The 25,374-nt window shown below is 62.1% G+C and carries 28 protein-coding genes, 3 tRNA genes and 2 pseudogenes; 12 read left to right on the forward strand and 21 right to left on the reverse strand.

What is annotated here, in order from left to right:
* Window positions 1-102: 102 nt before the first annotated feature.
* The 8 genes from fdxA to JFC13_RS19005 all read right to left on the reverse strand — a co-directional run bounded on the left by fdxA (window position 103) and on the right by JFC13_RS19005 (window position 7,751).
* Entirely contained in the window at window positions 103-429 is a 327-nt protein-coding gene (gene fdxA / locus JFC13_RS18970) for a ferredoxin (protein WP_069599761.1), read from the reverse strand.
* Entirely contained in the window at window positions 426-1,226 is an 801-nt protein-coding gene (gene cobA, locus JFC13_RS18975; RefSeq protein WP_198398592.1) for a uroporphyrinogen-III C-methyltransferase, read from the reverse strand. Before cobA ends, fdxA begins: the two co-directional genes overlap by 4 nt.
* On the reverse strand, window positions 1,223-2,551 hold the full coding sequence (locus JFC13_RS18980; RefSeq protein ID WP_198398593.1) for a sulfate adenylyltransferase subunit 1: 1,329 nt from the start codon (window positions 2,549-2,551) through the stop codon (window positions 1,223-1,225). The genes cobA and JFC13_RS18980 overlap by 4 nt, the downstream gene beginning before the upstream one ends.
* Complete coding sequence (gene cysD / locus JFC13_RS18985) at window positions 2,551-3,459, reverse strand: sulfate adenylyltransferase subunit CysD (protein ID WP_198398594.1); 909 nt, start codon at window positions 3,457-3,459, stop codon at window positions 2,551-2,553. Before cysD ends, JFC13_RS18980 begins: the two co-directional genes overlap by 1 nt.
* Complete coding sequence (locus JFC13_RS18990; RefSeq protein ID WP_198398595.1) at window positions 3,456-4,229, reverse strand: phosphoadenylyl-sulfate reductase; 774 nt, start codon at window positions 4,227-4,229, stop codon at window positions 3,456-3,458. The genes cysD and JFC13_RS18990 overlap by 4 nt, the downstream gene beginning before the upstream one ends.
* Complete coding sequence (locus tag JFC13_RS18995) at window positions 4,226-5,929, reverse strand: nitrite/sulfite reductase (protein ID WP_198398616.1); 1,704 nt, start codon at window positions 5,927-5,929, stop codon at window positions 4,226-4,228. Before JFC13_RS18995 ends, JFC13_RS18990 begins: the two co-directional genes overlap by 4 nt.
* Window positions 5,930-6,104: 175 nt before the next feature.
* Window positions 6,105-6,875 carry a sirohydrochlorin chelatase gene (locus JFC13_RS19000; RefSeq protein ID WP_198398596.1) on the reverse strand — a complete coding sequence of 257 codons (771 nt, stop codon included), beginning with the start codon at window positions 6,873-6,875 and terminating at the stop codon, window positions 6,105-6,107.
* Complete coding sequence (locus JFC13_RS19005; protein WP_269770087.1) at window positions 6,876-7,751, reverse strand: aldo/keto reductase; 876 nt, start codon at window positions 7,749-7,751, stop codon at window positions 6,876-6,878.
* 151 nt (window positions 7,752-7,902) lie between these two features.
* On the opposite strand from JFC13_RS19005, the gene JFC13_RS19010 reads away from it, so the two are divergent.
* On the forward strand, window positions 7,903-8,472 hold the full coding sequence (locus tag JFC13_RS19010; RefSeq protein ID WP_198398597.1) for a hypothetical protein: 570 nt from the start codon (window positions 7,903-7,905) through the stop codon (window positions 8,470-8,472).
* Here the strand turns inward: JFC13_RS19010 and JFC13_RS19015 are convergent.
* Window positions 8,469-9,428, reverse strand: coding sequence for a squalene cyclase (locus JFC13_RS19015; protein WP_408610779.1), 960 nt, complete (start codon window positions 9,426-9,428; stop codon window positions 8,469-8,471). The two genes, JFC13_RS19010 and JFC13_RS19015, sit on opposite strands and share 4 nt — an antisense overlap.
* A 93-nt stretch (window positions 9,429-9,521) precedes the next feature.
* Between JFC13_RS19015 and JFC13_RS19020 the strand changes: the two genes are divergently transcribed.
* Window positions 9,522-10,166 carry a PadR family transcriptional regulator gene (locus JFC13_RS19020; RefSeq protein WP_198398598.1) on the forward strand — a complete coding sequence of 215 codons (645 nt, stop codon included), beginning with the start codon at window positions 9,522-9,524 and terminating at the stop codon, window positions 10,164-10,166.
* Here JFC13_RS19020 and JFC13_RS19025 read toward each other — a convergent pair.
* Complete coding sequence (locus JFC13_RS19025) at window positions 10,085-10,912, reverse strand: SGNH/GDSL hydrolase family protein (RefSeq protein WP_198398599.1); 828 nt, start codon at window positions 10,910-10,912, stop codon at window positions 10,085-10,087. The genes JFC13_RS19020 and JFC13_RS19025 overlap by 82 nt on opposite strands.
* Window positions 10,913-11,072: 160 nt before the next feature.
* Between JFC13_RS19025 and JFC13_RS19030 the strand changes: the two genes are divergently transcribed.
* Together JFC13_RS19030 and JFC13_RS19035 are read left to right on the forward strand one after the other, a co-directional pair.
* Window positions 11,073-11,315, forward strand: a complete 243-nt coding sequence (locus JFC13_RS19030; RefSeq protein ID WP_198398600.1) for a hypothetical protein — start codon at window positions 11,073-11,075, stop codon at window positions 11,313-11,315.
* 352 nt (window positions 11,316-11,667) lie between these two features.
* A complete protein-coding gene (locus JFC13_RS19035; RefSeq protein ID WP_198398601.1) occupies window positions 11,668-12,225 on the forward strand; it encodes a ubiquitin family protein in 558 nt (185 codons plus the stop codon).
* A gap of 9 nt (window positions 12,226-12,234) precedes the next feature.
* Here the strand turns inward: JFC13_RS19035 and JFC13_RS19040 are convergent, their stop codons facing one another.
* Window positions 12,235-12,498 (reverse strand): hypothetical protein, encoded by a 264-nt coding sequence (locus tag JFC13_RS19040; RefSeq protein ID WP_198398602.1) that lies wholly within the window; start codon window positions 12,496-12,498, stop codon window positions 12,235-12,237.
* Between the two features lie 81 nt (window positions 12,499-12,579).
* Between JFC13_RS19040 and JFC13_RS19045 the strand changes: the two genes are divergently transcribed.
* From JFC13_RS19045 to JFC13_RS19055, 3 genes are all read left to right on the forward strand, one after another.
* Window positions 12,580-13,500, forward strand: coding sequence for a DUF4393 domain-containing protein (locus tag JFC13_RS19045; RefSeq protein WP_198398603.1), 921 nt, complete (start codon window positions 12,580-12,582; stop codon window positions 13,498-13,500).
* Entirely contained in the window at window positions 13,490-13,831 is a 342-nt protein-coding gene (locus JFC13_RS19050; protein ID WP_198398604.1) for a helix-turn-helix domain-containing protein, read from the forward strand. The genes JFC13_RS19045 and JFC13_RS19050 overlap by 11 nt, the downstream gene beginning before the upstream one ends.
* A gap of 301 nt (window positions 13,832-14,132) precedes the next feature.
* Entirely contained in the window at window positions 14,133-14,282 is a 150-nt protein-coding gene (locus tag JFC13_RS19055) for a hypothetical protein (RefSeq protein ID WP_198398605.1), read from the forward strand.
* A gap of 575 nt (window positions 14,283-14,857) precedes the next feature.
* Here the strand turns inward: JFC13_RS19055 and JFC13_RS19060 are convergent.
* Both JFC13_RS19060 and JFC13_RS19065 read right to left on the reverse strand, forming a co-directional pair.
* Window positions 14,858-15,286, reverse strand: coding sequence for a hypothetical protein (locus tag JFC13_RS19060; protein WP_198398606.1), 429 nt, complete (start codon window positions 15,284-15,286; stop codon window positions 14,858-14,860).
* Window positions 15,287-15,314: 28 nt separating this feature from the next.
* On the reverse strand, window positions 15,315-15,923 hold the full coding sequence (locus tag JFC13_RS19065) for a hypothetical protein (RefSeq protein ID WP_198398607.1): 609 nt from the start codon (window positions 15,921-15,923) through the stop codon (window positions 15,315-15,317).
* A gap of 418 nt (window positions 15,924-16,341) precedes the next feature.
* Between JFC13_RS19065 and JFC13_RS19070 the strand changes: the two genes are divergently transcribed.
* Complete coding sequence (locus JFC13_RS19070) at window positions 16,342-16,527, forward strand: hypothetical protein (RefSeq protein WP_198398608.1); 186 nt, start codon at window positions 16,342-16,344, stop codon at window positions 16,525-16,527.
* Between the two features lie 76 nt (window positions 16,528-16,603).
* On the opposite strand, the gene JFC13_RS19075 is transcribed toward JFC13_RS19070, so the two are convergent.
* The 3 genes from JFC13_RS19075 to JFC13_RS19085 form a co-directional block, all read right to left on the reverse strand.
* Window positions 16,604-16,677 (reverse strand) — tRNA-Met (locus tag JFC13_RS19075).
* Between the two features lie 26 nt (window positions 16,678-16,703).
* A tRNA-Thr gene (locus JFC13_RS19080) sits at window positions 16,704-16,776 on the reverse strand.
* A gap of 78 nt (window positions 16,777-16,854) precedes the next feature.
* Window positions 16,855-17,655 carry a glycerophosphodiester phosphodiesterase gene (locus JFC13_RS19085; RefSeq protein WP_198398609.1) on the reverse strand — a complete coding sequence of 267 codons (801 nt, stop codon included), beginning with the start codon at window positions 17,653-17,655 and terminating at the stop codon, window positions 16,855-16,857.
* Window positions 17,656-17,890: 235 nt separating this feature from the next.
* On the opposite strand from JFC13_RS19085, the gene JFC13_RS19090 reads away from it, so the two are divergent.
* Both JFC13_RS19090 and JFC13_RS19095 read left to right on the forward strand, forming a co-directional pair.
* Window positions 17,891-19,063 (forward strand): hypothetical protein, encoded by a 1,173-nt coding sequence (locus JFC13_RS19090; protein WP_198398610.1) that lies wholly within the window; start codon window positions 17,891-17,893, stop codon window positions 19,061-19,063.
* Window positions 19,060-20,265: a M20 metallopeptidase family protein gene (locus JFC13_RS19095; RefSeq protein ID WP_198398611.1), complete on the forward strand. Its 1,206-nt coding sequence runs from the start codon at window positions 19,060-19,062 to the stop codon at window positions 20,263-20,265. Before JFC13_RS19090 ends, JFC13_RS19095 begins: the two co-directional genes overlap by 4 nt.
* Here the strand turns inward: JFC13_RS19095 and JFC13_RS19100 are convergent.
* Window positions 20,262-20,777 (reverse strand): DnaJ family domain-containing protein, encoded by a 516-nt coding sequence (locus JFC13_RS19100; protein WP_198398612.1) that lies wholly within the window; start codon window positions 20,775-20,777, stop codon window positions 20,262-20,264. The two genes, JFC13_RS19095 and JFC13_RS19100, sit on opposite strands and share 4 nt — an antisense overlap.
* 116 nt (window positions 20,778-20,893) lie before the next feature.
* Window positions 20,894-20,975 (reverse strand) — tRNA-Tyr (locus JFC13_RS19105).
* 145 nt (window positions 20,976-21,120) lie between these two features.
* Here JFC13_RS19105 and JFC13_RS19110 point away from each other — a divergent pair.
* Window positions 21,121-21,612 (forward strand): YajQ family cyclic di-GMP-binding protein, encoded by a 492-nt coding sequence (locus JFC13_RS19110; RefSeq protein WP_198398613.1) that lies wholly within the window; start codon window positions 21,121-21,123, stop codon window positions 21,610-21,612.
* A gap of 217 nt (window positions 21,613-21,829) precedes the next feature.
* Window positions 21,830-23,245 (forward strand): hypothetical protein, encoded by a 1,416-nt coding sequence (locus JFC13_RS19570; RefSeq protein ID WP_232488812.1) that lies wholly within the window; start codon window positions 21,830-21,832, stop codon window positions 23,243-23,245.
* A 171-nt stretch (window positions 23,246-23,416) separates the two neighbouring features.
* Here the strand turns inward: JFC13_RS19570 and JFC13_RS19970 are convergent.
* From JFC13_RS19970 to JFC13_RS19125, 3 genes and pseudogenes are all read right to left on the reverse strand, one after another.
* A pseudogene (locus JFC13_RS19970) lies at window positions 23,417-23,620 on the reverse strand (TetR/AcrR family transcriptional regulator); the annotation flags it as partial.
* Between the two features lie 51 nt (window positions 23,621-23,671).
* Window positions 23,672-24,586, reverse strand: coding sequence for a GTP pyrophosphokinase (locus tag JFC13_RS19120; RefSeq protein ID WP_198398615.1), 915 nt, complete (start codon window positions 24,584-24,586; stop codon window positions 23,672-23,674).
* Between the two features lie 135 nt (window positions 24,587-24,721).
* Window positions 24,722-25,374 (reverse strand): annotated as a pseudogene (locus JFC13_RS19125) (pyridine nucleotide-disulfide oxidoreductase); the annotation flags it as partial.

Consider the following 25,374-nt stretch of genomic DNA (forward strand, 5'->3'; position numbering starts at 1 on the left):
GCTCGGCTTTGGTCAGCAGGTCGGCCGCGTAGATGCCGGCCGGGCCGGCACCCACGATGGCCACACGGAAGGGATTCGTCGTCATGGTTCTCCTCAGCACAGTCAGTCGTCGGTGTTCTGGGGCGGCAGGGCCGCGATGAAGGGGTGGTCGCCGTCGATGACTCCGTGCGCGGCGGCTCCGCCCGGGGATCCGATGGTGTCGAAGAAGTCGACGTTCGCAGAGTAGTAGGCTTCCCATTCGTCGGGGACGTCGTCTTCGTAGAAGATCGCCTCGACGGGGCAGACGGGTTCGCAGGCGCCGCAGTCGACGCATTCCTCGGGATGGATGTAGAGCGAGCGGCTGCCCTCGTAGATGCAGTCGACGGGGCATTCGTCGATGCAGGCACGGTCCTTCAGGTCGACGCAGGGTTGGGCGATGATGTAGGTCATTGGTTCCTCATGAGTTCTGGCTCGGATACCTGCGCTGCGGCGAAGGCTCCGACGGCATACGGGCTCAAGGTCACAACGTCACCGGCGATGACAACGGCCGGTGACCGGACACCTCGGCGTGCGGCCTGGAAGGCGATCGTATCGAGAGTGCCGACAGTGACCCGCTGGTTGTCTCCGAACCCGTCTTCGATGATCGCAACAGGGCAGTCTCCCCTGCGGGCGCCGCGGGCCAGAATCATCGCCGAATGCGCCAATGTGCCGATGCCCATGAGCACGACGACCGTGTGGTCGCGTCCTCCGCCGAGTTCGGAGAGCTGATCGTGGCCGGTGATGACTGTGTACGCGGTGGCCAGTCCCCTGTGAGTCAGCGGGATTCCGGCAACGGCAGGAACCGAGTTCGCACTCGTGACTCCCGGCACCACCTGCACGTCGACGCCGGCTTCATGGCAGTGGGCGAGCTCTTCGCCGCCGCGGCCGAAGACGAACGGGTCTCCGCCCTTGAGTCGGACCACACGGCGCCCGGCGCGAGCCTGTTCGACGAGGATCTCATTGATCCGCTGCTGCGGAACCGGATGGTGCCCCGGGGTCTTGCCGACGTCGATGATCTCGGCGTCGAGTGACTCCCCGCGCTCGGTCTCGAGCTGGTCGATGACCGAACGCGCGCCGAGGCGATCCGCAACGATGACCTCGGCCGCTTCCAACGCGCGCAGGCCCTTGACGGTCAGCAGGCCGAGATCACCGGGTCCCGCACCGATGAGCAGCACGCTGCCCGGTGCCTGAGGAGTGAAGAGACTCATGACACTTCGTCCTCGGGAGTGTGGATTCCTGCGGCCACGGTGGACCCGGTCTGCGGATCGATGATGAGGAAGCCGCCCGCGCGTCCGTGCTCGCGGAAGTCCGCGATCGGCAGAGCGGTGGCCAGCTTCACCTGGGCGGTGCCGATGTCGTTGCCGGCGAGCACCTCGGCGGGTTCGGATCCCGCGGTCAGCAGGTTGTGCTTCGATTCGATCGTCACGATCGCTTTGACCGTCGAGGTACCTGCCTTGACGAGCACCCGGTCACCGGAACGCAGTCCTTCGGAGGTGAATGGGAAGACCTCGGCCCGCAGGGCCTTGCGAGGTTCGGGCAGGCTTCCGGCAGCGGCGAGGACGCTGCCGCGTGCGGTGTCGATGTCGTCGGCCAGACGCAGCGCCACGGACAGCGGGGCGCCCGCGGTCTCCAGCGGGCCATTCGCCGTGTCGATGCCGACCACAGTGGTCCGCAGACCGGCCGGATGAACGTCGATCTCATCGCCGAGGTGGATCCGTCCTGACGTGACCTGGCCCGTCACCGCCCGGTAGTCGCGGAACTCATCGGGGTCGAGTCCCGGCGCCAGGCCGCCCTGCGGGCGCAGCACGGACTGCACGTCGAGGCGGAAGGGCTCGAGGTCGGCCGTGTCCTCTTCCTTGCTGGGCAGGTTCTCGAGCAGCTCCAGCAGCGCGGGACCCTGGTACCACGGCGTGTTCGCCGAAACCTCGGCCACATTGTCACCAGCCAGTGCAGAGACCGGGATCAGATGAGCCGAGTCGAGTCCGATCTCAGCCGTCAGCGCTTCGATCTCGGCCTTCACCTTCGCATATGCCATCTGATCGTAGTCGAGGAGGTCGATCTTGTTGATCGCGAGGATGACGTGCCCGATGCCCAGACGGTGGACGACTGTGAGGTGGCGTCGGGTCTGTTCTGTGGCTCCGGTGCGCGCGTCGATGAGGACGACGACGGCATCGGCGGTCGTCGCTCCGGTGACCATGTTCCGGGTGTACTGGACGTGTCCGGGGCAGTCGGCGAGGATGAACGACCGTTTGTCGGTGGCGAAGTAGCGGTAGGCGACGTCGATCGTGATGCCCTGTTCCCGTTCGGCCCGCAGGCCGTCGGTGAGCAGGGCGAAGTCGAATTCGCCTCCGACGAAGCCGCGTTCCTCACTGGTGCGTGTCACGGCTTCGAGCTGGTCGGCGAGGATTGCCTTCGCATCGTGGAGGAGTCGACCCACGAGCGTCGATTTGCCGTCGTCGACGGAGCCGGCCGTGGCGAAGCGCAGCAGCGTCTTCGTCTGCGTGGCAGCGGTGGTGTCTGGTGTCGTGGTCATCAGAAGTATCCGTCCTTCTTGCGGTCTTCCATCGCCGCGGCCGAGATCCGGTCGTCGGCGCGGGTCGCTCCGCGTTCTGTCACAGTGGTCACAGCCACCTCGGCGAGGACCGAGGAGATGTCGTCGGCGTCGGATTCCACGGCGCCCGTGCAGCTCATGTCGCCGACGGTGCGGTAGCGCACCGACTTGCGGATGACGGACTCGTCGGGCCGCGGGGCCGAGAACTCACCCGTTGACCACCACATGCCGTCGCGCTGGAAGACCTCGCGCTCGTGGGCGTAGTAGAGGTGGGCCAGGGCGATGTTCTCCCGGGCGATGTAGCTCCACACATCGAGTTCGGTGAAGTTCGAGATCGGAAACACGCGCACGTGCTCGCCATTGACATGGCGACCGTTGTAGAGGTTCCACAGCTCGGGGCGCTGATTGCTCGGATCCCACTGGCCGAATTCATCGCGCAGGGAGAAGATGCGCTCCTTGGCGCGGGCCTTGTCCTCATCACGGCGGGCTCCGCCGAAGACGGCGTCGTATCCGCCCTCGGCGATCGCGTCGATGAGCGGCTGGGTCTGCAGGGTGTTGCGGGTTCCGTCGGCGCGCTCGTGCAGGCGGCCGTCGTCGATGTAGTCCTGGACCTTCGCCACGCTCAGGTCGATGCCGTAGCGCGCGGCGGTCTCATCGCGGAACTTCAGAATCTCCGGGAAGTTGTGGCCGGTGTCGACGTGGAGAAGACCGAACGGGATCTTCGCAGGCCAGAAGGCCTTGGCCGCGAGGTGGAGGACGGTGACGGAGTCCTTGCCGCCGGAGAACAGCAGCACGGGCTTCTCGAATTCGGCGGCGACCTCGCGGATGATGTGGATCGCTTCGGATTCGAGGACGTCGAGGGTGGACAGTGGTGTGTGATCGATGCTCATACGTGCAGCCCGCATTCTGTTTTCGAGGTTCCAGCCCAACGGCCGGCACGGGGGTCCTCCCCCTCGGCCACGGGGTTGGTGCAGGGCTGGCATCCGATGGACGGATATCCCTGCGACAGCAGTGGATTGACCGGCACGTCGAAGGCACCGGCGTAGTCGAGTAGATCGTCGAAGGACCAGGCAGCCAGGGGGTTGACCTTGACCAGCCCGTTCTTCTCGTCGAAGGCCACCAGCGGCGTATTCGCGCGGGTCGGTGCTTCGTCCCGGCGGACTCCGGTGAACCAGAGTTCGTAGCCGGCCAAAGACTTCTTCAGGGGTGCGACCTTGCGCCGGGCGCAGCAGAGGCCGGGGTCGCGGTTGAACAGCTCGGCACCGAATTGGGCATCCTGCTGTGCCACGGTCTGTTCCGGGAGGACGTCGACGATGTTGACGTCGACCTTCCTGGCCACCTCGTCGCGGGTCGAATAGGTCTCAGCGAAGTGGTAGCCGGTGTCGAGGAAGAGCACGTCGACGCCGGGCAGGTACTGGGCGACATAGTGCGGCAGAGCCGCGTCGGCCATCGAGCAGGCCACCGCGCAGGTGGAGGTGTCGAAGTTGCGTGAGACCCAGCGGATGACGTCGGCCGGGTTGGCCTCGGCCACGCCGTTGTCGGGATCGCCTGCCAGCTCCTTGGCCCCCGCCTCGGCGAGGGATTTGAGCTCTTCGATGCCGCGACGGTGGCGGGTAGGCGTGGGCAGCGCTTCTGCGGTTCGGGTTTCCGTGGTGCTCATACCAACTCCTCATCGTCGACGCGGTGTGCCCATTCGGAGAACGTCTCGGTCTCGCCGCGCGCGTCGAGGAACCGGCGGACGAGCTTCTCGACGTAGTCGCTGAGGTTGTCGACCGTGACCTTGAGGCCGCGGACCGTGCGGCCGAGGCCGGCTTCGTCGCGGTCCTTCGAGGCCAACCCCCCGCCGACGTGGACCTGGAACCCGGGAACCTGCTCACCCTCGTCGGTCGTCACGATCTGGCCCTTGAGCCCGATGTCGGCGATCTGAATGCGTGCGCACGAATTCGGGCAGCCGTTGAGGTGGAGACTGATCGGGTGGGGCAGGTCGATACCCGCGAGGCGCTCTTCGAGCGCCGTCACGGCATCCGCTGCTGTCTGCTTAGTCTCGACGATCGCGAGCTTGCAGTATTCGATGCCGGTGCAGGCCATGGTCGAACGGCGGAAAAGGTCCTTACGGCTGGAGAGGCCGAGGGCATCGAGGCCTGCGACGACCTCGTCGATGTCTGCTTCGTCAATATCGAGGAGCAGGACCTTCTGATGCGGAGTCGTGCGCAGTCGCGTGGATCCGAACTTCTGCGCCAGATCGGCGATCTGATTCAGCAGAGTGCCCGAGGCGCGACCTGCGATGAGGCTGACTCCGATGTAATACCTTCCGTCGGCCTGCTTGTGCACGCCCACGTGATCGCCCGCTGTCATAGGCTTCTCCGGGGCGGGACCGTCGGCGAGCTTGTAGCCGAGGTACTCGGTCTCGAGGACCTCACGGAACTTCTCCGGGCCCCATTCGGCGAGGAGGAACTTCAGGCGTGCCTTGTTGCGCAGACGGCGAAAACCATAGTCGCGGAAGATCTCCGTCACGCCGAGCCAGGTCTCGACGACCTGGTCGGGCGCGACCCACACGCCGAGTCGCTCGGCGAATCGGGGAACCACCGACAGGGCTCCGCCGACCCACAGGTCGTAGCCGATGCCCTTCTCGGGATGTTCGACGGCGACGAACGAGCAGTCGTTGATCTCATGGACGACGTCCTGGCTGGGATGGCCGGTGATCGCCGTCTTGTACTTGCGGGGCAGGTTCGACAGGCTCGGGTCGCCGATGTAGCGGCGCGAGATCTCTTCGATCGCCGGTGTCGGGTCGATGAGCTCATCGGCGGCGATGCCCGCCACGGGAGAACCGAGGATGACACGTGGGACGTCGCCGCAGGCCTCGGTCGTCTGCAGGCCCACGGATTCGAGGCGCTCCCAGATCTCGGGCACATTCTCGATTTCGATCCAGTGGAGCTGAATGTTCTGTCGGTCGGTGAGGTCGGCACTGCCGCGACCGAAGTCGTTCGAGATGCCCGCGATGGTGTGCAGCTGCTCGGTGGTGAGCTTGCCACCATCGATGCGGATCCGGAGCATGAAGTACTCATCCTCGAGCTCATGCGGCTCGAGCTTGGCCGTGCGGCCGCCATCGATGTCGGGTTTCCGCTGCGTATACAGTCCCCACCAGCGGAAACGAGCATGCAGATCATCGTCGGTGATCGAGGCGAAGCCGCCCTTCGAATACACCTCTTCGATCCGGGTGCGGACGTTGAGGCCGTTGTCCTCGGCCTTGTCGGCTTCATTTTTGTTCAACGGTTCCTGACCGTCGATCTTCCACTGACCGTTTGACTTCTTCGGTCGGGCCGGCCGCGTGGAAGCCCCAGACCTCGGAGTCTGCTTGATTTCTTCTACATGTGCGGACACGATCGCCTCCAAACGCTGCTGTGAACCTTTGGTGAGTCACGCTACAAGAGATATAGATTGCTCAACAAATTAGGGCCCCCAATCATGTCGTTTAGTGACACATGACGACATAAGTAGAACGATGACGATCCTGGTCGTGGAAATTGACCCCGGTTCAGAGTGCTGCGATTACCCGGTCACGAACGACGTCGACCAGCAATGGCGGGATCTCCACGCCGTCGTGGAGCAGCGGTCGAGCAAGGATCTCGCGAGAGCCGGAAATGAGCGTCGAAGTGAGATCCTGGAAGAATCCCGGCGCCAGAAGATAGCTCGAGAGCACTGTGCGTGCACCAGACCCACGTTTCTGCTCAACAATATCGCCCAGGCGGTCTCCCCCGCCGGCATGAAACCCTGCAACGACGGGCATCGAGAGCTCATGAGCCAGAGATTCAGCCATGCCCAGGCAGGCATCGTTGGCCCTGTCATCACTTGATCCTGCGGCCGCGAGCACCACCTGGTCCTCGTCTTCGAGGTGCGGCAGACGCTCAGCCAGAATGCGGGCAAGACGAGGGTCCGGTCCCAGCGTCGGCGTCAATCGGATGTCACGACTCTCGGCTCGCCCGCTCGCTTCGGGTCGGTCAGCGCCTGGCTTCGTTCGTCCATCGGCGCCTCCCGCGGCACGGACGGCTTCAGCCAGGTCGACATGCACGTGATAGCCCGGGGAGAGCAGCAGCGGCACGAGGATCACTGGGGAATCAGGCGGCAGGGCCGAAAGCACCTCGGCGACATCAGGGTGCTGGACATCGACGTGGCCGAGCATCACCTCGGCGGCCAGGCCTCGGCGGTGCAGGTCCTCAGTGACGGCGGAGGCGAGCGCTTCGATGACCTTGCGCCCCTCTGCCGACGAGGTGCCGTGGGAGATGAGACCGATCGATGGCAGGGTCATTCAGATCACTTCCAGTGGCAGCGGCGATGTCGGGGCGGGGAATGCACGATCGATGTCAGCGAGGTCATCACTCGTCAGAACGATGTCGACCGCCTCGGCGTTGGCCCGCACATGGTCTGGGCTTGAGGCCTTGGGTATCGCGATGACGTCACCGGGCCGGATCGCCCAGGCCAAGAGGATCTGGGCGGTGGTCGCATCGTGACGGCGGGCCACCTCGGCGAGGGTGGGATCTTTAAGCAGCCGCCCCTGTTCCACGGGCGAATACGCCATCGTCGTGATGTGCGGTCGGCTTTCGCGGTGGGCGGGCAGAAGGTCGAACTCCGGACCCCGGCGGGACGGGTTGAGCAGGACCTGGTTGATCAGCGGCACCGCGGGCAGGTCCGCGATCTCGGCCGGGTCGAAGTTGCTCACACCCCAGGCTCCGATGAGTCCCCTCTCGCGGAGTCCTTCGAAGGCAGCGATCGTCTCGTCCACCGGGTATGAGCCCGGCCAGTGGAGCAGGTAGAGGTCGATGTGGTCGGTTCCGAGGACAGCCAGGGACCGCTCACAGGCCTCGATCGTACCGGATTCCGAGGCATTCGTCGGCAGCACCTTGTCGACGAGGAACACCTCCTCACGCACGGGTGCGATCGCCTCCCCGACGAGGTTCTCGGATCGTCCGGAACCGTACATCTCCGCGGTGTCGACGAGGCTCAGGCCCAGCTCGATTCCTTCGCGCAGCGCCGCGATCTCGGTGGTTCGCTGCCCAGGATCGTCGCCGATGTGCCAGGTGCCCTGTCCGAGGAGCGGAAGGGCAGTGCCTTCGGCCGTTGTCGTAGTGGGGATCATCCGGTCATCGTAGTCGAGACCGGGGCGGTGGCGGGGGTCAGACGTCATGTGCCTGGATCGACACATGTGTCTCCGGAACTGAACAGCGAAAGCCTTCGGTGTCGGTGCAGTGATGGCAGAATCGTCAATGAACGAACAACGCCCGTGGTGTCAGATGAGTCCTCCCTGGCACAGATGAAGTCCGATGAGGAGCAATACGATGAAACCGATGCAGAAGTCACTCTCTCGACCAGGAGCTGTCATCGCCGCAGCTGGTGTCGCATTGGCCCTGACGCTGAGCGGATGCGGCGGAGGCGACGAGAAGAAGACCGACGAGACCGCGCAGAGTGAAGAGACCACGGCCCCCGGTGCCATGCAGGGCGAGGCTGCTGAGACGGAAGAGTCCACAGAGGCTGGACAGTCGGAGGCCGCGAAGCCGGAGCCCAGCAAGACCAAGTATGAGGATCCCTTCAAAGATTCCCCGAAAGCCACCTCCTGGGCCAGCGACGACGGGATCAAGGTCAACGAAGAAGGCGACGGAACGGTGCCGAAGGCATCACTTGAAGCCGACATCGACGACCTGTTCAAGAACAAGTTCACAATGAAGGTCAAGGCGGTCGAGTGCAGAGACGATATGAAGGTCATGGACTGGTGGGGCCTGACGAGCTGCGAGGTTCAAACGAAGAAGAAGACGTACTTCGGCTCGGTCAAACTCGTCGACCACAAGAACGATATGGTCAAGTACGAGGTCAAGTTCCCCGGCCTCGACCCGAGCGAAGTCGACTTCTAGGCCGAATCCCACCATTCCAGAACTCGGGTCGCCTGGAGGGTCACCCACTTCGACGGTTCGCCTCTCGGCACGTCGATGTGGAACCAGACGTCGCCGTCGAGCCGGTGCCCCTGCAGCCAGGTCCCGTCGTCTTGACGCTGCGATCTGATGATCTCGATCGCCGCTGCCATGCGCGGATCGGGACCGGTGCCTTCTGCCGCCGCCCGGAAGCAGTCCGCCGCCCGGAAGTAGTCGGCCGCAGCGAGGACGTTGTAATAGGCTCGCCGAGGATGGGCGAGGCTGAATGCGCGATCGTAGAAGGGTTCCCCCGTCGAGAGCCTGCGGAAGAGCTCACGACGCAGCAGGTATTCCTCCCCTCGGGCCCTTGCGGCCGCCACCCTCTCAACATCGCCGGTTCGCACCTGGTAGTCGAGGAGTCCGATCAGGGCATTGAGCGTGGAATGGTAAGAGGCCACCGTCGACCCTTCCACCCATTCGCAGTTCCAGCCCCCGTCGTCGAGTTGGTGGTCGAGGAACCAGTCGACGATCGCGTCGACGTCTGCACCGAGCCACAGACCGTTCGACAGCGTCATCGCATTGATGCACACGTCGACTTCCCCGCCCCAATACGGCAGGTCGTCGTATTCCCACCGTATGGAGGCCAGCTTCGCGGCCGTTCCCTCCAGCGCCGAGGCGGGAGCTCCCCAGTCTCGAAGCTGATTGAGCGCCCAAGTCGTGGCCGTCCACGGCTGAGCCGCTTCGCCCCTGAAGTCCGACGGGAAGTATGCGCCACCCGCCCACTGTCCGTCGGCGTCCTGATGGCTGAGAAGCTCACGTCCGAACCCTTCGGTCGGCACCTTCGCCCGGGTCGTCTTCCACGTGTCTTCGTCGATGCCCAACAGGTCGCGCTCGACCTGCCAGCGCAGGGCCGGGTCGGAGTCCAGGAGCCAGTTGCTGAGCCGTGTGTCCATCATCATTGATTCCCTACGGTGGGCAAGTGCGTGATCCCAGTCTACGTCCGGAATAATCAACTTTGTGATCGGTCGAGATGCCGGGCTATGGTGTCGGCTATGGCACTTCAGGATGCGATCTTGGCCGCGATCTCGAATGGCGAGGCCTCCGGATACGACATGGCGAAGGCGTTCGACGTGACCGTCTCGAACTTCTGGGCCGCCTCGCCGCAGCAGCTCTACCGCGAGCTCGACAAAATGGAGGCGGCCGGCCTCATCGAAGCCCGGGCTGTCCACCAGCAGAAACGTCCGAACAAACGACTGTTCTCCCTCACCGACTCCGGCCGTGCCGCTTTGCACGACTTCACGATCCGCACCCCCAAACCGACCGCCATCCGCGACGAACTGCTCGTACAGGTCGAGTCGATGGAACTCGGTGACGCCGCATCGATCACGGCCAATGTGCACGACAAGCTCGAGGCTTCGAAGACGAAGCTGAAGAGCTACGAGCAGACTCGCAGCCGCCTGCTCGAGGGCCGGGGCGAACGGGACTACCTCGCCGAGGCGGATCATCTCGGTCCGTACCTCACCTTGGTGCGGGGGATCGCCTTCGAAGAGGAGAATATCCGCTGGTGCGAGTTCGTGCTGGCGACACTCGCAGACCGGACGGCAAACTCCTCACGTCAGTCGGCGACGATCGGCCCCAGGTCGGGACGTTTGGCCGCTCGACCGTCCCCTGACGACTTGCCGGTCAGGCGTCGATAGATCCAAGGCCGTACGTGTTTCCACCACCAGTTTGCTTCGGTGCTGACTGTGCGCGGTGGCACTGACCCGTCAGGGGCGCCCAGGAAGTCGAAGTCGATCGGCAGGCCGAAGCCGGCAGCTGCGGCACAGGCGAGCCGCTCGTGACCCAGTGCGGCCAAATGAAGGCGATCTTCGTCCCAAGCCCGGGGATCTTCGAAAACCGAATTCGTGGTATCGGTCAACGGCAGGACCCTGTGGGTATCGACGAGGTGCTGGTAGATCGCATTGAGTCGCAGTCGACGGGTGTTGATCAGTCGTCCGGCTGGCGAAACTCCGGCGATATTGGGGATGGGGACCACGAAGACCTCAGCGCCGGCAGAGATCAGTGGCTCGACGATCCCTGCGAGGGCACTCTTCAGGGCACCGAAATCGACCCGGGGCCGCATGATGTCATTCATTCCGGCGGTCAGAGTCACGAAGCTGGGCCGCAGCGCAATGGCCGTCTGGACCTGCGTGTCGACGATCTGGGCTGTCTTGTAACCGCGCACGGCCAGATTCGCGTAGTGAATTGGCCGATCTTGTCCGTAGTGCGCTGTCAGAAGTGCGGCCAGGCGATCGGTCCAGCCTCGCGGGCTGCCGTCGGGCCAGGGTTCGTCACCGACACCCTCGGAGAGGCTGTCCCCGATCGCAACATATCGCAGCGGAAGCCTGGGATCACCGCTCACAGCGTCGCCGCCATCGGGACTCGACTGCGCAAAGGCCGACACCCGAGATCCTGCGGTCCGTGCAGATGTCGAAAGTGGTCTTTCATCACAGGCTCCATTAGTCAACAAATTGAGTAACGATCATCCTAACTTCACCCTCAACCGCGGGTCCACCGAAAACAAACACCCTGAAGATTCAATTATTCAGGTAGCCTTGTTTTTTATGAAGGAGTCAACCTCCGAACGCCGTCGCAACCGGCGAGAAGCGATCACCCTGATGATCCTCGTCCTGTGCGTCCACTCCTGCTTCAAACTTCTCGGCTGGGGCTCCCAAGATCTGTCATGGTGGCAGGTCATCATGGTTGCCCCGGTGTCCGCGGCCATCTACTGGACCTTGTGCAGCACATTTCGGAAGTTCGCGGCGGAATTCGCACCAGAGGACGTCACGGCGCAGCCGCACGAGTGAGCGGTGAATCAGAAGAACCCCCACCCAGCAGGTGGAGGTTCTTCTGTCAGTGTAGCGGGAGGGGGGCTCGATCCCCCGACCTCACGATTCTAATTTGATTCGAACATGAGGTGACGCGGGGTGACAGTGAATGACCTTAGAATCACTTCTGACCTGGGACGGGACTTCGGCATGGTCCTGCCTACCAGTGCTGGCGCGGAAACCCGAATGCGGGCCAAAACGCATCGTAAACGCATCATCGCCGCCCCTCCTCACATTCCGTTCCGCCTCCGACTTCCACACTTGGTAACAAATTGAGAACTCAACTATCTTCGAGCGCCACTACTGCCGCTGTCCAGCATATGATCCGATCATGCCTAGAAGACTCCTCGCCACCCTTGCGGCCTCAATCCTCGTCGTCACCGGATGCTCCTCCCCAGCAAATACAGCTAAAGCCGATGCGCAACCAGCTGCTGACTCCCCAGACAGTGCAAGCACGGAAACCCCGACACCTACGGAGACCCCAACGGAAGCGACCCATACACTCGGTGACACCATCGATCTCCCGCAAGGCGCCAGCGTTACTGCGCATGTGTACCGCGTTGTTACTGACGTTGCCGACCACAGGGTCGGCGCTATCGATATCGAGGTCTGTGTCGGCAACGAAAACACGCCAGAAGGTGTCTACGTCACCACAGACTTCTGGTCAGTGGTTTCTGATGACAACCGGCGTTACGGGCCGGCGAGCACGACGTGGCGCCACGAAGAAATCTCGCCGACTCTGGATTACGAGAACGACGTTGCCTGGGGCGACTGCCTTCGCGGATGGGTATTGACTGACGCCGACGACTCGAACATTACGAAGGTTCGTTATTTCAACAGCCAGTCAGAAGAGGCTGGAAACGACGAGATCATTTGGGAAGTTCCCTGACCGTCAAAGTCATTTCCTCGGCCACCACACGTCGTCCGGATGCAACCAAACGCCGAGAGTCGAGCAACGTCGGTCCTCGAGCTCGACGAAGATCGCGCCGTCGAACCCTTGCCGTGTCGCCACGCCTTCGACTCCCTCCACTCCGTCGCGCTCCCAGACGATGCGGGCACGTACAGGCAAGGATGGGCGGTCCTGGTACGAGCCGCGGGCGCTGGCAGCGTTGCGGATCTCCTGCCAGTACCGCCAGGTAGCGGTGCCATAGTCCTCGGTCATGAGGTTATGGTGCATCACGGTACGGAAACACAGAAGGCCGCCACACGACCATCATCCGCGACGCGTGACTACACTTGGGTCATGATTGATCCAGGAACTGTCGCGGGCGCGGCAGGACTGTACGCCGCCAAAGGCGCGACCGACAGAGTTGTTCGAGCGTCAGAGCAGAAGTCTGACCGATTGCAGGCCACTCTACTCAAAGAAATGCAAGGGAGCAGCTCACTCAAAAACGCTGGCGAGCACCTGGCCGCCAGAGAGGAAATGAAACAAGGTCTGTATAACTACTTCTTGAGACCCTTGTTCTGGCTCAGTCACCGCCAGCGGAAATATTTCGAGGAGAATTTTGCCGGCGACATGGCCAAAAAGCTGGCATCAGATGACGAGGGTGACCTGATTTCGCCAGATCCAAATGTGGGCATACAAGCAATGGATGGTCTCGCATACTCCCTGGATTCTCCTGCGCTGAAAGACATGCATCTCGAGCTACTCGCTACTGCATCGAACAGCGAACAGCAGAGCGATGCGCACCCAAGCTTCGCGTCGATTATCCGTCAACTATCGCCGCAAGAAGCAGCACGGATTCCCGACATTTTTGAGCTTGAACAATTCGCATCGATCGCAAGCTTGATGCTGACCAGAAAAGGGGGTGAGCAGCAGTTCCTTGAGCGTCATGTTCCGAGCCTTCGCGACGAGACCACGAACGAGATTATCGAAGAAGCTGGATATGCAGCCATGGTTGACAACTGGGTGCGGCTTGGCCTTGCGGCGGTCACCTACGAATCTTGGGCGCCAGACGAAGGCGTCTACGATTACGTTTACAGTCGGCCAGAATATCTGAGATTGAAAGATTGGCTGAGCAATTCCGAGGACGAAGAATACGCCGGAGCATGGATCTCTGTTAGGCCGGGCCTGATATACCCGACGGATTTCGGACGACAATTTGCTCGCGCCGTACTAGATTCACGAGTGCCACAGAGGACCGGCGACGACAGTGAGCAATAGCTACATTCCGATCGGCCACGCCATACGCCAAGCACGCACAGACCTCGAGCTCAACCAGCACGAACTCTCGGACCGTCTCAATTCTCTGCACCCCGGCCACTGGAACCAGGGGAAGATCTCCCGCATCGAAGCATACGACCGGGAACTCAGCCTGCAGGAATTCATGCACATCGTTGAGGTGCTCGGCATCGACGCCCTACGCGGCACCTACGAAATTGACCAGATCCTCGGCATCGCCAGCGAATATGCACAGTCACTCAAGACAGCCATGATCGACGCGATCGACGGACTCGAATCGGCGCACAAGGCCCTCACCAATGGACTATCGTGAGCGCATGCGCTGTCGTGTGGTGTGACCGTGCCCCGGTGGCGCGTGGCCTGTGCACCCGCTGCTATGCCCGGTACAAACGTGGACTCGGCCCGAATGAGACACGACCGTACACGACGCGAGAGACCAAAGGTTGTGTGCGCTATGAGGTTACAGCACGGCGCGAGGCGGGAGAGTCCATCGCCGACATTGCCGCCACGGTGGGCGTCAACGAGTCCACGTTGGGTAAGTGGTTCAGGGAAAGGGGCGTGCGGCCGGCTGCTGGCAAGCACGGTCGCTCGTTGGCGCCGAACCGGTGAAAGCCATGGACGCGGAAGATGCTGTGGTCGTGTACACGCTCACAGACCTGTCGATCGGAGAGCGGGCTGCGCTCCTCGGGCGCTCATACACGGCGGTTGCGGGGTTCGTTCGCGACTACCGGCAACGCGACTCTGATCCGTTCGGGATCAAGTAGCAATAACGAAGAGCCCCGACCCCACCGTGAGGTGAAGCCGGGGCCATTGTGTGTCCGAGCTCAGTGCGTGGGACCGCAGTCGTCAAGCGGTGGGGCGTTGCCGAATTCGGCCACAAACTAGCTGCGCCTACGCCTCGAGTAGATGACCGCACACCAGGTCAAAGTCGATCCGACTAGAGCTGCACAAAGGACCCACGAGACAACGACCACCATCGATTGCAAAATCCACCCGTCTTCTGTACTGAGGTAAGTTACGGTCGCGGCGATGCTAAGCCCTACTGACAGAACAGAGAGAGCTACCAGGGCCCAGAATAGGATGTTCGCAATGATCGATTTCATAGTCAGTTATTCTTCCCCGGACCTTTGTAATGTCCCTTGCCGAATGTTCGCACGAAAGTCGAGTACATCGCAGCCTTTGAAAAGCAGTTAACCCTGCGGGACGATCATCGAGACCGGCACGCATTCCTACCGACTCGCCCACACACGACAGAACGCGCCTTGAGTAATCCTCGACGGGGCAGAACCGCCAGTGGTTCTGCCCCGTCCAGTGCTAAGGAAAAGCGTGCGTGCCTCGTCTAGTTGTCGATTTTGTCCCAGTCCGCGGGTTCATCGACGACTGGGAAGTTGCCGTCCAGCCGAATGTCGCCAACGGTAATGACCTGAATATGACCAATCGCAAGCATTTTACGGGCGTTGGCCTGCTGGTACATCACGGACTCGATGGCTGCATCAGTCAACAGGTCGAGAACTTCCCCCTCAGGGGATTCTCTGATCGTCGACATGTAAAAATAGCCATACACGGTATCGCCAGGCTCAACCCAATGCCCCTCCGAATCATTGATGAACCGTTCTTCCCAACTGACTTCGTACTCCGAGTGTTCGGCCTCGAACCGCTCACAATCTCGCTCGTCGGTCACGATCCCTATGAACGGATCGATCATCTCTTCCGAGTCGAACGGCGAAGGCTGTTTAGCGAAGAGTAAAAATACCTTCTGGTTACTCATAATCACCTCATCTGCATGTCAGCGGGCTCTAGTGCGGACCGCATTGTACTGAGAGTATCGGCGAAGTCACCCGCGCCCAAAGTGTCCGGCCCTGATACCGCAGTCGGCCAATCGAGCTGGCTGACCATTTGTGTGTCTTCGTTCCCTTGCACTTGTAGTTTATGTTCGTCTGCGTGAATTTCACCGTATAGTACTTCTTCTTGTATTTGCCGCCCGTACGAAGGTCCTTGTCGTTAGCGGTTTGCGGGATTTGGATCCCGGCCTTGGCCCATATGAGACTGTTCTTCACCCTCAGCTGGGAAGCCATTTTGATTCCGGTCACCTTTTTTGTGCAGACCGTGACCGGTTTCACGCCCCCGTACTTGTGTCCGGCTGACTTTCGGGTGTGGAATCCGGCAGGGTGCAAGGTGCAGGGGCCGTACCGTTTGTATGCGGCCTGGGCCGAGATGCCCTGCGGGTGTTCTTTCTCGATCGCGTCGAGTTTCCGCATCGCTTCTTCTTCGATGTCGGCCTCAACGTAGGGAGAAGGACCCTGCGAAGATGTGATTTTTTCTTCGCTGACTTCGTCTGTTTCGGAAGCTGTGGCTGGGGTGACTGCGAAGCTGAGAAGGAGGAACGTCAGGGTTGCGCAGGCCAATGCTGGTCTTGATCTCCTCATAGTGGTGCCTTTCGATGAGCGGAGAGTTCGTTCGCTGTTAGTAGCGAACGGACTGTCACTATGTCGGTTGTGATCTCGGGCGCATCCCCCGTAAATATGAAGTTTGGGCAGTTTCAGTGAGAACCGGTGGAGACAAATGGGGTACAGGGTGGGGCCATTTCAGACCGTCAGGGTGGGGCCAGTTCTAGTTGACATAACCACGTACCCGGACCAACGCTAGGGAGAGGACGAACAGGGAGGCGACAAGAGTGCCAAGCACTCGCTTCAACGTATTCATAAAGGAACGTTTCATAAATGCGGGTGTCGTCACAGCGCCGTGATGGGGACGTGGCGAAACCCGTCGTCGTACCGTGTGCATTTCCGGCAGGTGCGAGAGTTAGCCGGCTTGGAATGGGTGGTGCCGCGGTCGATTCGTAAGACCGTGGCGACGACCATCTACGGTGCTGACGGGCTCGACAAAGCGTCGAAGCAGCTTGGGCATTCGGAGATCGGGGTGACGGCTAAGCACTATGTGCAGCGGCTCAACATTGGGCCTCGTGGAGTGGTGGGCGTGCTCGACTCCTGGTTCCAAGACGCATCGTAAGCGCATTCCTGGCCGCGATTGGGCAATAAAAAAACTCCCTCACCGGGCTATATGCCCTGGTGAGGGAGGAAGTGAGTAGCGGGAGGGGGACTCGATCCCCCGACCTCACGATTATGAGTCGTGCGCTCTAACCAGCTGAGCTACCCCGCCCCAGCGCCGCATTTAAGCGGCACGAGAGCCCCGAAAGGGATTCGAACCCTTGACCTTCTCCTTACCATGGAGATGCTCTACCGACTGAGCTATCGGGGCAACAGGTAAGAATTTACACGGCTTCGCGCAGCGAGGGCAAATCGGCGTTCAGTGACGTCGCTCACAGACTGCAGGAGTTCACTTCACCGGGTCGAATCGACCCGCCAGGAATCCCTGCAGACGGCCGGGCTGGTTGGTGATGATGCCATCGACCTCGGCATCGAGGAGCTCACGCCATTCGTCCATGGAATCGGCCGTCCACACGAATACGCCCAGGTCATTGTCACGGAACTCGGTGACAACGGATCTGCGCATGGAGAAGCCCTTGAAGGAGGGATTGATCGCGACGGCGCCCAGGGCCCGTGCCACCTCGATGTCTTCAGGGCGCGGGACCATGCGCAGAAGGAACCGTGAGACCATCGGCAGCATGTCTCTGCAGGCTGCCAGAGTCTCGGTGTTGAAGGACTGTACGACCATCCGGTCAGCGGTCCCGGTCGCAACGACGAGTTCGGAGATCTGAGCCACCGCACCGGAGGACCACTCCCCCTTGAGTTCGAGCAGGAGTTCACCGCCTCGGTGCTGGATATCTCGCATCACTGCTGCCAGCGTGGGGATCCGGACACCGGTGAATCCCGGGCCCATCCAGGAGCCGGCGTCGACGAAGGAGAGTTCCTCCGCCGTCAGGTTCGCCACCGGTCCTTTCCGATTCGTGGTCCGATCCAGATCCGGATCATGGAGGATGACCGGGACCCCATCGGCGCTCGTCGAGGTGTCGACTTCGATGAAGTCCACGTCGAGGGCACGTGCCGCATCCACTGCGGCGAGGCTGTTCTCCGGGGCCACAGCGGAATAACCGCGGTGCGCGATCACCAGGGGACGCTTCGAGGAACCAGGTCGCTCAGTGATGCCTCGTTCGTGCAGGAACTGCAGAAAACTCATACGCCCAGACTATGCCCTGCCCCGGCTCTCGCCTCAATCCGGGCACACTCCGTCTCCCCTTATCGCACGGTCACGCTGGACATGAATCGTCTTCATTATCTTGAATGCTGAGAAGGGCATAGGCACTATCCGAAAACAGGCAATAACGTACTCTCTGTGAGCTGCTTCATATCCACGCCGTTGTGGATGTGACAACCGAGCCCACACGACACTCACCATCTTCGAAAGGATCGCTATGGAAGGCATCTACGCTGCCGCGATCGTGCTCGGCTTCATCGCCATCGGCGAATTGGTCTCGATCTGGTCCAAGGCTCGCATCCCCAGTCTCCTCGTGGCGATGCTGGGGATCTTCATCTTCGCCAAGATCGGCATCGTCCCGGACACCGTCGTCGACGATTCGATGCTCGTCCAGGTCTACACCATTCTCGTGGCTCCTCTGCTCTTCCACATGGGTACGCTTATCCCTCTGCGCGTGATGCTCAAACAGTGGCGCTCGGTCATCATCGCCGTCTCCGGAATGCTCGTCGCCGTACTTCTCATCTTCTTCATCATCGCTCCCATCTTCGGATTCGAGACCTTCGTGGCAGGTTCGGGACCACTGGCGGGCGGCATCGTCGCCACCAGCCTGACGACCGAGGGCCTGACAGCGTCCGGAGCCGCATCGGCGATCATCGTGCTTCCGGCTCTGGTGCTCATGCTGCAGTCGCTGCCGTCGATGCCGCTGACGAATTTCCTGCTCCGCCGCTATGCGACGAAGCTGCGTGACAGCGGCGAACTCCACGAGCTGGCCGCGGCTCATCATGAGGACGAGGCCGACGCCGCCGCGAAGAAGAAGCTCGTGACACTGCCGGCGTTCCTCGTAGACAACCAGCTGTTCATGCTCTTCCTCATCCTCGTCGGGGGCTCCATCGCAACCCTGCTGTCCGGCCCGACGCACATCCCGTCATCGATCCTCGCACTCATCCTCGGCATCGTCGCGACCGCAATCGGCCTGTCCCCGGACAAAGCGATGGAGCGGTCGAACTCCTTCGGCATCGCCATGTCCGGCGTGATCGCCATCGTCATGGCCCCGCTGGTCTCGGCCTCCGTGCAGGACGTCATCAACGCCTTCCTGCCCACCATCTCGATCCTCATCGTCGGCGGCATCGGCATCGTCGTCGGTGGCTACATCGCTACGAAGCTGCTGAGGTGGAAGGCCACACTGGGAATGTCTGTGGCACTGACCGCCATGTACGGCTTCCCTGCCGACTACCTGCTGACCAACGAGGTCGCTCGCTCCATCGCCCGTGACGAGGACGAGAAGGAAGCCCTCCTCAACGTCATGTTGCCGCCGATGCTCGTCGGTGGGTTCACCTCGGTCAGTGCCGGTTCAGTCGTCATCGCCAGCGTCCTCGTGGGAATGCTGTGAGCACCCTTCTGAGCGAGGCGAATGCCCTCCTGCCACAGCTGCAGGAATTCCGTCGTCGGCTCCATACCCACCCCGAGGTCGGGCTCGACCTGCCGCACACCCAGGCCGCGGTTCTCACCGCCTTGGAAGGGCTCGGTCTGGAGGTGAGCACGGGCGTTGAGACCACCTCGGTGGTGGCAGTCCTGCGTGGAACCCACCCCGAGCGGCCCGCGCATGCTCCGGCTGTCCTCCTCCGCGGCGACATGGACGCGCTGCCCGTCGAAGAGCTCACCGACGAACCGTTCAGGTCGACGAATGGGAACATGCACGCCTGTGGCCATGATCTGCACACCGCGGGACTCGTGGGGGCCGTCCTGCTGCTCCATGCGCACCGGGAAGAGCTCGCTGGCGACGTCGTCTTCATGTTCCAGCCCGGCGAGGAGGGGTACAACGGCGCCTCAGTGATGATCAACGAGGGTGTCCTCGACGCTGCGGGGCCCCGGGTGGTCGCCGCTTTCGGAGCCCATGTCCACATGGGCTCCAGAGGCGTCGTCTCGACGAAGCCCGGAACTCTGCAGGCCGGTTCCAATATCCTCCGCATCACCCTGCACGGACGCGGCGGCCACGGATCCCAGCCGCAGTCGGCGATCGACCCCGTCCCGGCCCTGGCCGAACTCGTGACCGCGCTGCAGAATATGGTCAGCCGACGCATCAGCACCTTCGACCCGATCGCCCTGTCCGTGACCCAGCTGACGGCAGGTGAGGCGGTCAACGTCATCCCCGCCTCGGCGAGCCTCGGTGCCACGGTCCGCACCCTGTCCCAGGAGTCATTGGACACGGTGCGGGCGCAATCGAAGCAGTTGGCTCGAGGAATCGCGGAGGCCCACGGATGCACCGCCGAGGTGGACTTCCAGGTTCAGTATCCGGTGACCGTCAACGACGAGGCTGAGACCGCATGGACCATCGACCAGGTGCGCGGCCTGCTGGGCGAAGACAGGGTGGAGGTCTCACCGCACCCGATCATGCCCAGTGAGGACTTCTCGTTCGTCCTTCAGGAGGTTCCGGGCACCTACATGATGTTCGGCGCCAAACGCACGGATGTGCCTGAGGAACGGCAGGGCGACAACCACTCTCCCTTCGTCATCTTCGACGACACCGTGCTCGGCGATCAGGCGGCAATGCTGTCTCAGCTGGCCCTCGAACGTCTGCGCGCGGAGATCTAGCTCCGTTTCCTCTGCCACCACCGCCGAGGCTGTTCCTGCTCCTCGCCCTGACCTGCAGTCGGGGCCGGGGGCGGGTTCGTCGTTGACGCAGCCTTCGCAGCTCGACGCCGGCGCCAGGCCGCGACCTCATCCTCGACCTTGCGGGGTGGGGTGAACACGGGCGGTCCCTCGCGCAGATCCATGATGGCGTCACGGACCCGTTCGTTGAACCCGGCGAGATAGCTGCGCACGTCGGCCTCCTTCGAAAAGGCATCGAGCGTGTCCTCGAGGACGGCGTTCTCCTTGCGCAGCTGGAAGGCGGCGGGAGCCACGCCGCTCATGTCTTCCTGATCCATCTTCGCTTTGACCCACCAGTCGGGATCCTCCGAGTTGTGGAGACCGGACAGGGGCTTGCCCAGACCGGGCAGGTCGTCGAAATCGCCGCGTCTGATCGCCTTGTCCAGAGCGGATTCGACGATCGCGTTGCGATCCTCGAGCGAACCGATGCGGCGGGGAGGCTGTTCTTCGTTCATGACGACGATTCCATTCGGCTTTTCTTCCACAGTAGAGAAGCGCCGGGGGCCGCGCAATAGGGATGAATGCGAAGAAGCCCCGTGATCCGAAGATCACGGGGCTTCTCACTTCTGCGTGGCAGATGAAGGATTCGAACCTTCGAAGGCAATGCCGGCTGATTTACAGTCAGCTCCCTTTGGCCGCTCGGGCAATCTGCCGCAGTGCGTGCTCGATGAGCACTTGAAAATACTACAAGCACCCACCCCGAATCACCAACTCGATAGACGCAGGTCACAATTATGCGTCTCGACTACACTCGGTGACCAGATACTCGTCCATCTTCTCACCACACAAGGAGCATTCATGGCCAGCGAATCCTCATTCGACGTCGTCAGCAAGGTCGACCGACAGGAGGCCGACAACGCATTGAACCAGGCGGCCAAGGAGATCAACTCACGCTATGACTTCCGCGGCACCGACGCTTCGATCGCCTGGACCGGAGAAGCCATTCAGATGAAGGCCGTCAGCGAGGACCGCGTCAAAGCGATCCTCGACGTCTTCCAGTCGAAGCTGGTCAAGCGCGGCATCTCGCTGAAGTCCCTTGACGACGGCGAACCCTATCCTTCGGGCAAGGAATACCGCATCGATGCCAGCCTCAAAGAAGGCATCGACAAAGACAACGCGAAGAAGATCTCGAAGTACATCCGAGACGAGGGCCCCAAGGGCGTCAAAGCCCAGATCCAGGGCGAGGAGCTGCGCGTGAGCTCGAAGAAGCGCGACGACCTGCAGGAAGTCATCGCACTGCTCAAGGGCAAGGACCTCGATCTCGACCTGCAGTTCGTCAACTACCGCTGAGCCGCAACACTCGGTGAGCAGCACTCCCCTCACCCACATCCCCGCTTGCACCCGCCACCGGCCGTCGCTTCGGTCGGCATGTCACAATGAGACTCCGTCTGACGGTTCGAGACGTTGCCTGACGGTTCGAGACGTTAACCGATCTGGTCATGACGGCAGATGTCGGCGATAGTCGCCTGCCCCACCGCCTCCCCGAGGCCGACGGCAGAATGGCTGCATGTCCAGCACATTCCCTACAGCCACCGTCATCGGCTATCCGCACATCGGCCCGAATCGTGAGCAGGCGAAGGCCCTCGAGGAATATTGGGCAGGCCGCATCGATGCCGAGGCGTTCTCACAGTCCATGCGCTCCCTGCGGCTGAACACCTACAGTCGCCTGCGAGAGCTTGGCTTGGACGAGGACTATTCGATCCCTGCCTCCTACAGCCACTGCGACCATGTCCTCGACACTGCCCTGAGCATCGGACTCATCGAGTCGGAGCCCACCGGTACCGACTTCGACCTCGATGAATACTTCGCCGTGGCACGGGCCACTGGGCAGCGAACACCTTTGGGCATCGACAGGTGGTTCGATGCCGACTACCGCCATCTGGTGCCGGAACTTACGTATCCGACTCGGTTCAGGGCCCGCCCGCAGCACCTTCTTTCGCTGGTGTCGGAGGCACGAGCCGCCGGTCACACCATCCGACCTGTCCTCGTCGGTCCCGTGACCATGCTGGCACTGGCGAAGACCAGCCCCGATACAAGCACCTCGACGTTCGACCAGCTCGACGAACTCACTGTCGCCTACCTCGACGTCATCAGCATTCTCGCTGCGGCCGGAGTCGACTGGGTTCAGTTGGACGAACCTGCTTTCGTGACCGACTTCGACGAACACTCCGATTCCGAGCTCGCCGAGGCGGCCTCCCGTGCTTACACCGCACTGAGCGGGTCGAACACGCGACCGCAGATCTTCGTCACCGCCCCGCGCGGAAGACTGCGAGCAGGGTTGTGCGCGCTGGCGCACTCTGGCATCGAGGCCCTCGGGGTAGATGTCTCCGCTGCCACCCGCGCGTCCGATCCGGGTTCCATTGCCCGCATTGCCGCGGAGACTCCAGCCTCGGTCCACCTCGTCGCCGGTGTCATCGACGGCCGCGATGCTATGGCCGACAACCTGTCCACCAGCTTATCGGTCTTGCAGGACTGTGATCGCGAATCGCTCAGCGTCTCCACCTCGACTTCGGTGCCGGATACTCCTCACACAGTGTCATCCGAGACCGATCTGAACATTCAGGAGGCTTCCTGGCCCTCTTTCGCGGAGGAGAAGGTCACCGCGGTGAAGACCCTGGCAATCGCGTGGACCGACAGGCCCGATGACACAACGCGGAGCTCACCTCGAGTATGTCGACCACATGGCCCTCTGCGAGAAATCGGCGACCCGCAGCAGCTCGTTGCGTCTGACACCGTGCTTCGCCTGGACAGCCAGACCATGCCAGATCGTCTGCACAAAGCCGGCGACGACATCACCGTCGGTTCCGCCCAGAATCTCGCCCTCGTCAATCGCTCTGGTGACGCGGGTACGGAGAAGACCTTCGTTCTTCGTCAGCATGGTGGATATGTCTCCGCGCGCCTTGCGCGTCGCCGGCACCTCTGACATGACTGCGCTGGTAATGAGGCAGCCGGGATGCGAATCCGCGGGTTGAGTGAACTCGATGACCGAAGATCTCAGCAGCTCATCGACGACGGTCCTGATGGACTGCGCGGCGACCGCCTTTTCGTACAGGGCGGTGTACCGCCGGGCGTAGACCCGAACGCACTCGTCGAACAGTCCGGACTTGCTGTCGAATGCCGAGTACAGGCTCGACGTCGAGATACCGATCGCCGAACTCAGGTGCCGAGTCGACGTTCCGCTGTAGCCGAGGCGCCAGAACAATCGTGCGGCGTCGAGCAGGGCTCGGGCTCGCTCGAACTCGAGTGGCCGTCCACGGCTATTCGCTTCCACCCTTGCATTGTAGAGCGTCTGCTCCACAATTACTTATGGAGCATACGTTCCAGAAATGATCTGATGCCGAATCTGAGCTCACGCCAGTTCCCTCGGGATGTAGTACAGGCCCTTTGAGTCCTCTTCGACGGTGACTCGCAGGCGGTCGTCGACGCTGACGAAGTCGTTGACCTTGATCGTGCCCTTGGAGTCGCTGAGTTTGCGGACGGCGAAGGCGGGGATGAGGCCCTGACGGCCATCGCCGTCGACCGCCAGCGCGTACTTCGGGCCCGTGGCCCTGACCTTCACCTCGATCGTGTCGTCGGTGGCTGAGGGCACACCGGTGTCGAGGTCGGGGTTCGTCAGGGCAGAGAGTTCGACTGCGAGAGTATCGGCCATGTCATCGACAGTTGCGAGCATGTTCGCCATCGCCCGGGCGAACTCACCGTGCAGCTCACTGGGCTTCATCGCCGCGCCGGGTTTGTACATATCCTCGTGAGTCAGCTCGCCCCAGGCGTCTTGGAGCCTGGTCTTGACTTGGATCTCCACGAAGACCGGATCACCCTGGTCGGAGGGAATCTGCAGGGTCACGTGGCAGGCCCGGTAGCCGCTGGGCTTGGGTGGGTCAACGTAGTTCTTCTGCTCGATGAGAACGAAGACGCCCAGCTGCTCCGGATCTCTGAGCGAGTCGAACATCATCTTCTGGTCGCGCGGTGATTTGCACAGCACCTTGACTCCGACAATGTCTCGGATGTGATCCTCAACGTCACGTGGAGTCGAAATCCGCAGCTCCGGGTCGTCGGCGGTCTTTTCGACGAGCTTGGCGATGGTGCGAGCCGGATCCTTGATGCGATGCCCGTCAACGTCAAGGCGGGAGATGTCCTTGTCCTTCAGGAGACCCTTCTGCTGCTGTTTGAGCCAGTGTTTGATTCGCACGGCGGCAGATTCCCAGGCGTCGCGCCGTTGCGCATAGGCCTGCGAGACCACTTCCCTCATCGCCGAATCCGCGCTCACCGTACCTCCTCTGTCACAGGGTCCTCACTGCTCCCATCAAACCACGAGCGCGCCACCGATACGGTGACGCGCTCGCAGATTTCTGGATTGAGTTGTCGAGCTCAGTGCCTTGTCTGACTCAGTGCCTTGTCGCAGTCAGTGGCCCGATACGGGCTGGCTGGCCGCTTCCGCCTGCAGGTGGCTGCGGGCTTCGGAGAGCATTCCCTCGCGAGTTGCGATCTTCACTCGCTCACGACCTTCGGCTTCGCCGAGCGCCTTCTCTGCTGTCTCCACGCGGTGGTAGCCTTCCCAATCCACGTAGTCGACGCCCTTGGACTCGAGCAGTTCGACGATCGCAGAGTCATCCGGATACACGGGCTCCGTCAGGACACCCGCGGCACGATCGTCGAGGATATGACCGATCGTCTCCAGGGCATCACCCTTCGTGTGACCGATCAGGCCGACAGGACCACGCTTGATCCACCCAGTCGCATACACGCCCTGCACCACGTCTGCATCGGCAGAGACCTTCTGGTCATCTGCATCGACGACCCGACCCTCATGGTTCGGGATGACTCCCCGGCCGGAGTCGAAGGGCAGCTGCGGAAGTGCTGTGCCGGCATAGCCGACGGCGCGGTACACGGCGTCGATCTCCCAATCATGGAAGGTCCCGGTGCCGTTGACTCCACCGGATCCGTCGAGTTCCATCCGCTCCGTGCGCAGCCCCGTGACCTTGTCCTCGCCGAGGATGGCGACCGGGGAATGGAGGAAGTGCAGGTGCAGACGGCGCTTGGCCCCCACCGGCTCAC

Origin of the sequence: Brevibacterium antiquum (genome assembly GCF_016107655.1) — a bacterium.
Taxonomy (GTDB): domain Bacteria; phylum Actinomycetota; class Actinomycetes; order Actinomycetales; family Brevibacteriaceae; genus Brevibacterium; species Brevibacterium antiquum.

Bases quoted from the DNA above. Each gene is read 5' to 3' on its own strand.
- JFC13_RS19035 (WP_198398601.1), top strand. From the start codon at position 11,668: ATGCCTAGAAGACTCCTCGCCACCCTTGCGGCCTCAATCCTCGTCGTC.
- JFC13_RS18990 (WP_198398595.1), bottom strand. From the start codon at position 4,229: ATGAGCACCACGGAAACCCGAACCGCAGAAGCGCTGCCCACGCCTACC.
- JFC13_RS19085 (WP_198398609.1), bottom strand. From the start codon at position 17,655: ATGAGTTTTCTGCAGTTCCTGCACGAACGAGGCATCACTGAGCGACCT.
- JFC13_RS19045 (WP_198398603.1), top strand. From the start codon at position 12,580: ATGATTGATCCAGGAACTGTCGCGGGCGCGGCAGGACTGTACGCCGCC.
- JFC13_RS19030 (WP_198398600.1), top strand. From the start codon at position 11,073: ATGAAGGAGTCAACCTCCGAACGCCGTCGCAACCGGCGAGAAGCGATC.
- JFC13_RS19010 (WP_198398597.1), top strand. From the start codon at position 7,903: ATGAAACCGATGCAGAAGTCACTCTCTCGACCAGGAGCTGTCATCGCC.
- JFC13_RS19055 (WP_198398605.1), top strand. From the start codon at position 14,133: ATGGACGCGGAAGATGCTGTGGTCGTGTACACGCTCACAGACCTGTCG.
- fdxA (WP_069599761.1), bottom strand. From the start codon at position 429: ATGACCTACATCATCGCCCAACCCTGCGTCGACCTGAAGGACCGTGCC.
- cysD (WP_198398594.1), bottom strand. From the start codon at position 3,459: ATGAGCATCGATCACACACCACTGTCCACCCTCGACGTCCTCGAATCC.
- JFC13_RS19000 (WP_198398596.1), bottom strand. From the start codon at position 6,875: ATGACCCTGCCATCGATCGGTCTCATCTCCCACGGCACCTCGTCGGCA.
- JFC13_RS19100 (WP_198398612.1), bottom strand. From the start codon at position 20,777: ATGAACGAAGAACAGCCTCCCCGCCGCATCGGTTCGCTCGAGGATCGC.
- JFC13_RS19060 (WP_198398606.1), bottom strand. From the start codon at position 15,286: ATGAGTAACCAGAAGGTATTTTTACTCTTCGCTAAACAGCCTTCGCCG.
- JFC13_RS19005 (WP_269770087.1), bottom strand. From the start codon at position 7,751: ATGACGTCTGACCCCCGCCACCGCCCCGGTCTCGACTACGATGACCGG.
- JFC13_RS18980 (WP_198398593.1), bottom strand. From the start codon at position 2,551: ATGACCACGACACCAGACACCACCGCTGCCACGCAGACGAAGACGCTG.
- cobA (WP_198398592.1), bottom strand. From the start codon at position 1,226: ATGAGTCTCTTCACTCCTCAGGCACCGGGCAGCGTGCTGCTCATCGGT.
- JFC13_RS19570 (WP_232488812.1), top strand. From the start codon at position 21,830: ATGTCCAGCACATTCCCTACAGCCACCGTCATCGGCTATCCGCACATC.
- JFC13_RS19040 (WP_198398602.1), bottom strand. From the start codon at position 12,498: ATGACCGAGGACTATGGCACCGCTACCTGGCGGTACTGGCAGGAGATC.
- JFC13_RS19110 (WP_198398613.1), top strand. From the start codon at position 21,121: ATGGCCAGCGAATCCTCATTCGACGTCGTCAGCAAGGTCGACCGACAG.
- JFC13_RS19090 (WP_198398610.1), top strand. From the start codon at position 17,891: ATGGAAGGCATCTACGCTGCCGCGATCGTGCTCGGCTTCATCGCCATC.
- JFC13_RS19020 (WP_198398598.1), top strand. From the start codon at position 9,522: ATGGCACTTCAGGATGCGATCTTGGCCGCGATCTCGAATGGCGAGGCC.
- JFC13_RS19015 (WP_408610779.1), bottom strand. From the start codon at position 9,428: ATGATGATGGACACACGGCTCAGCAACTGGCTCCTGGACTCCGACCCG.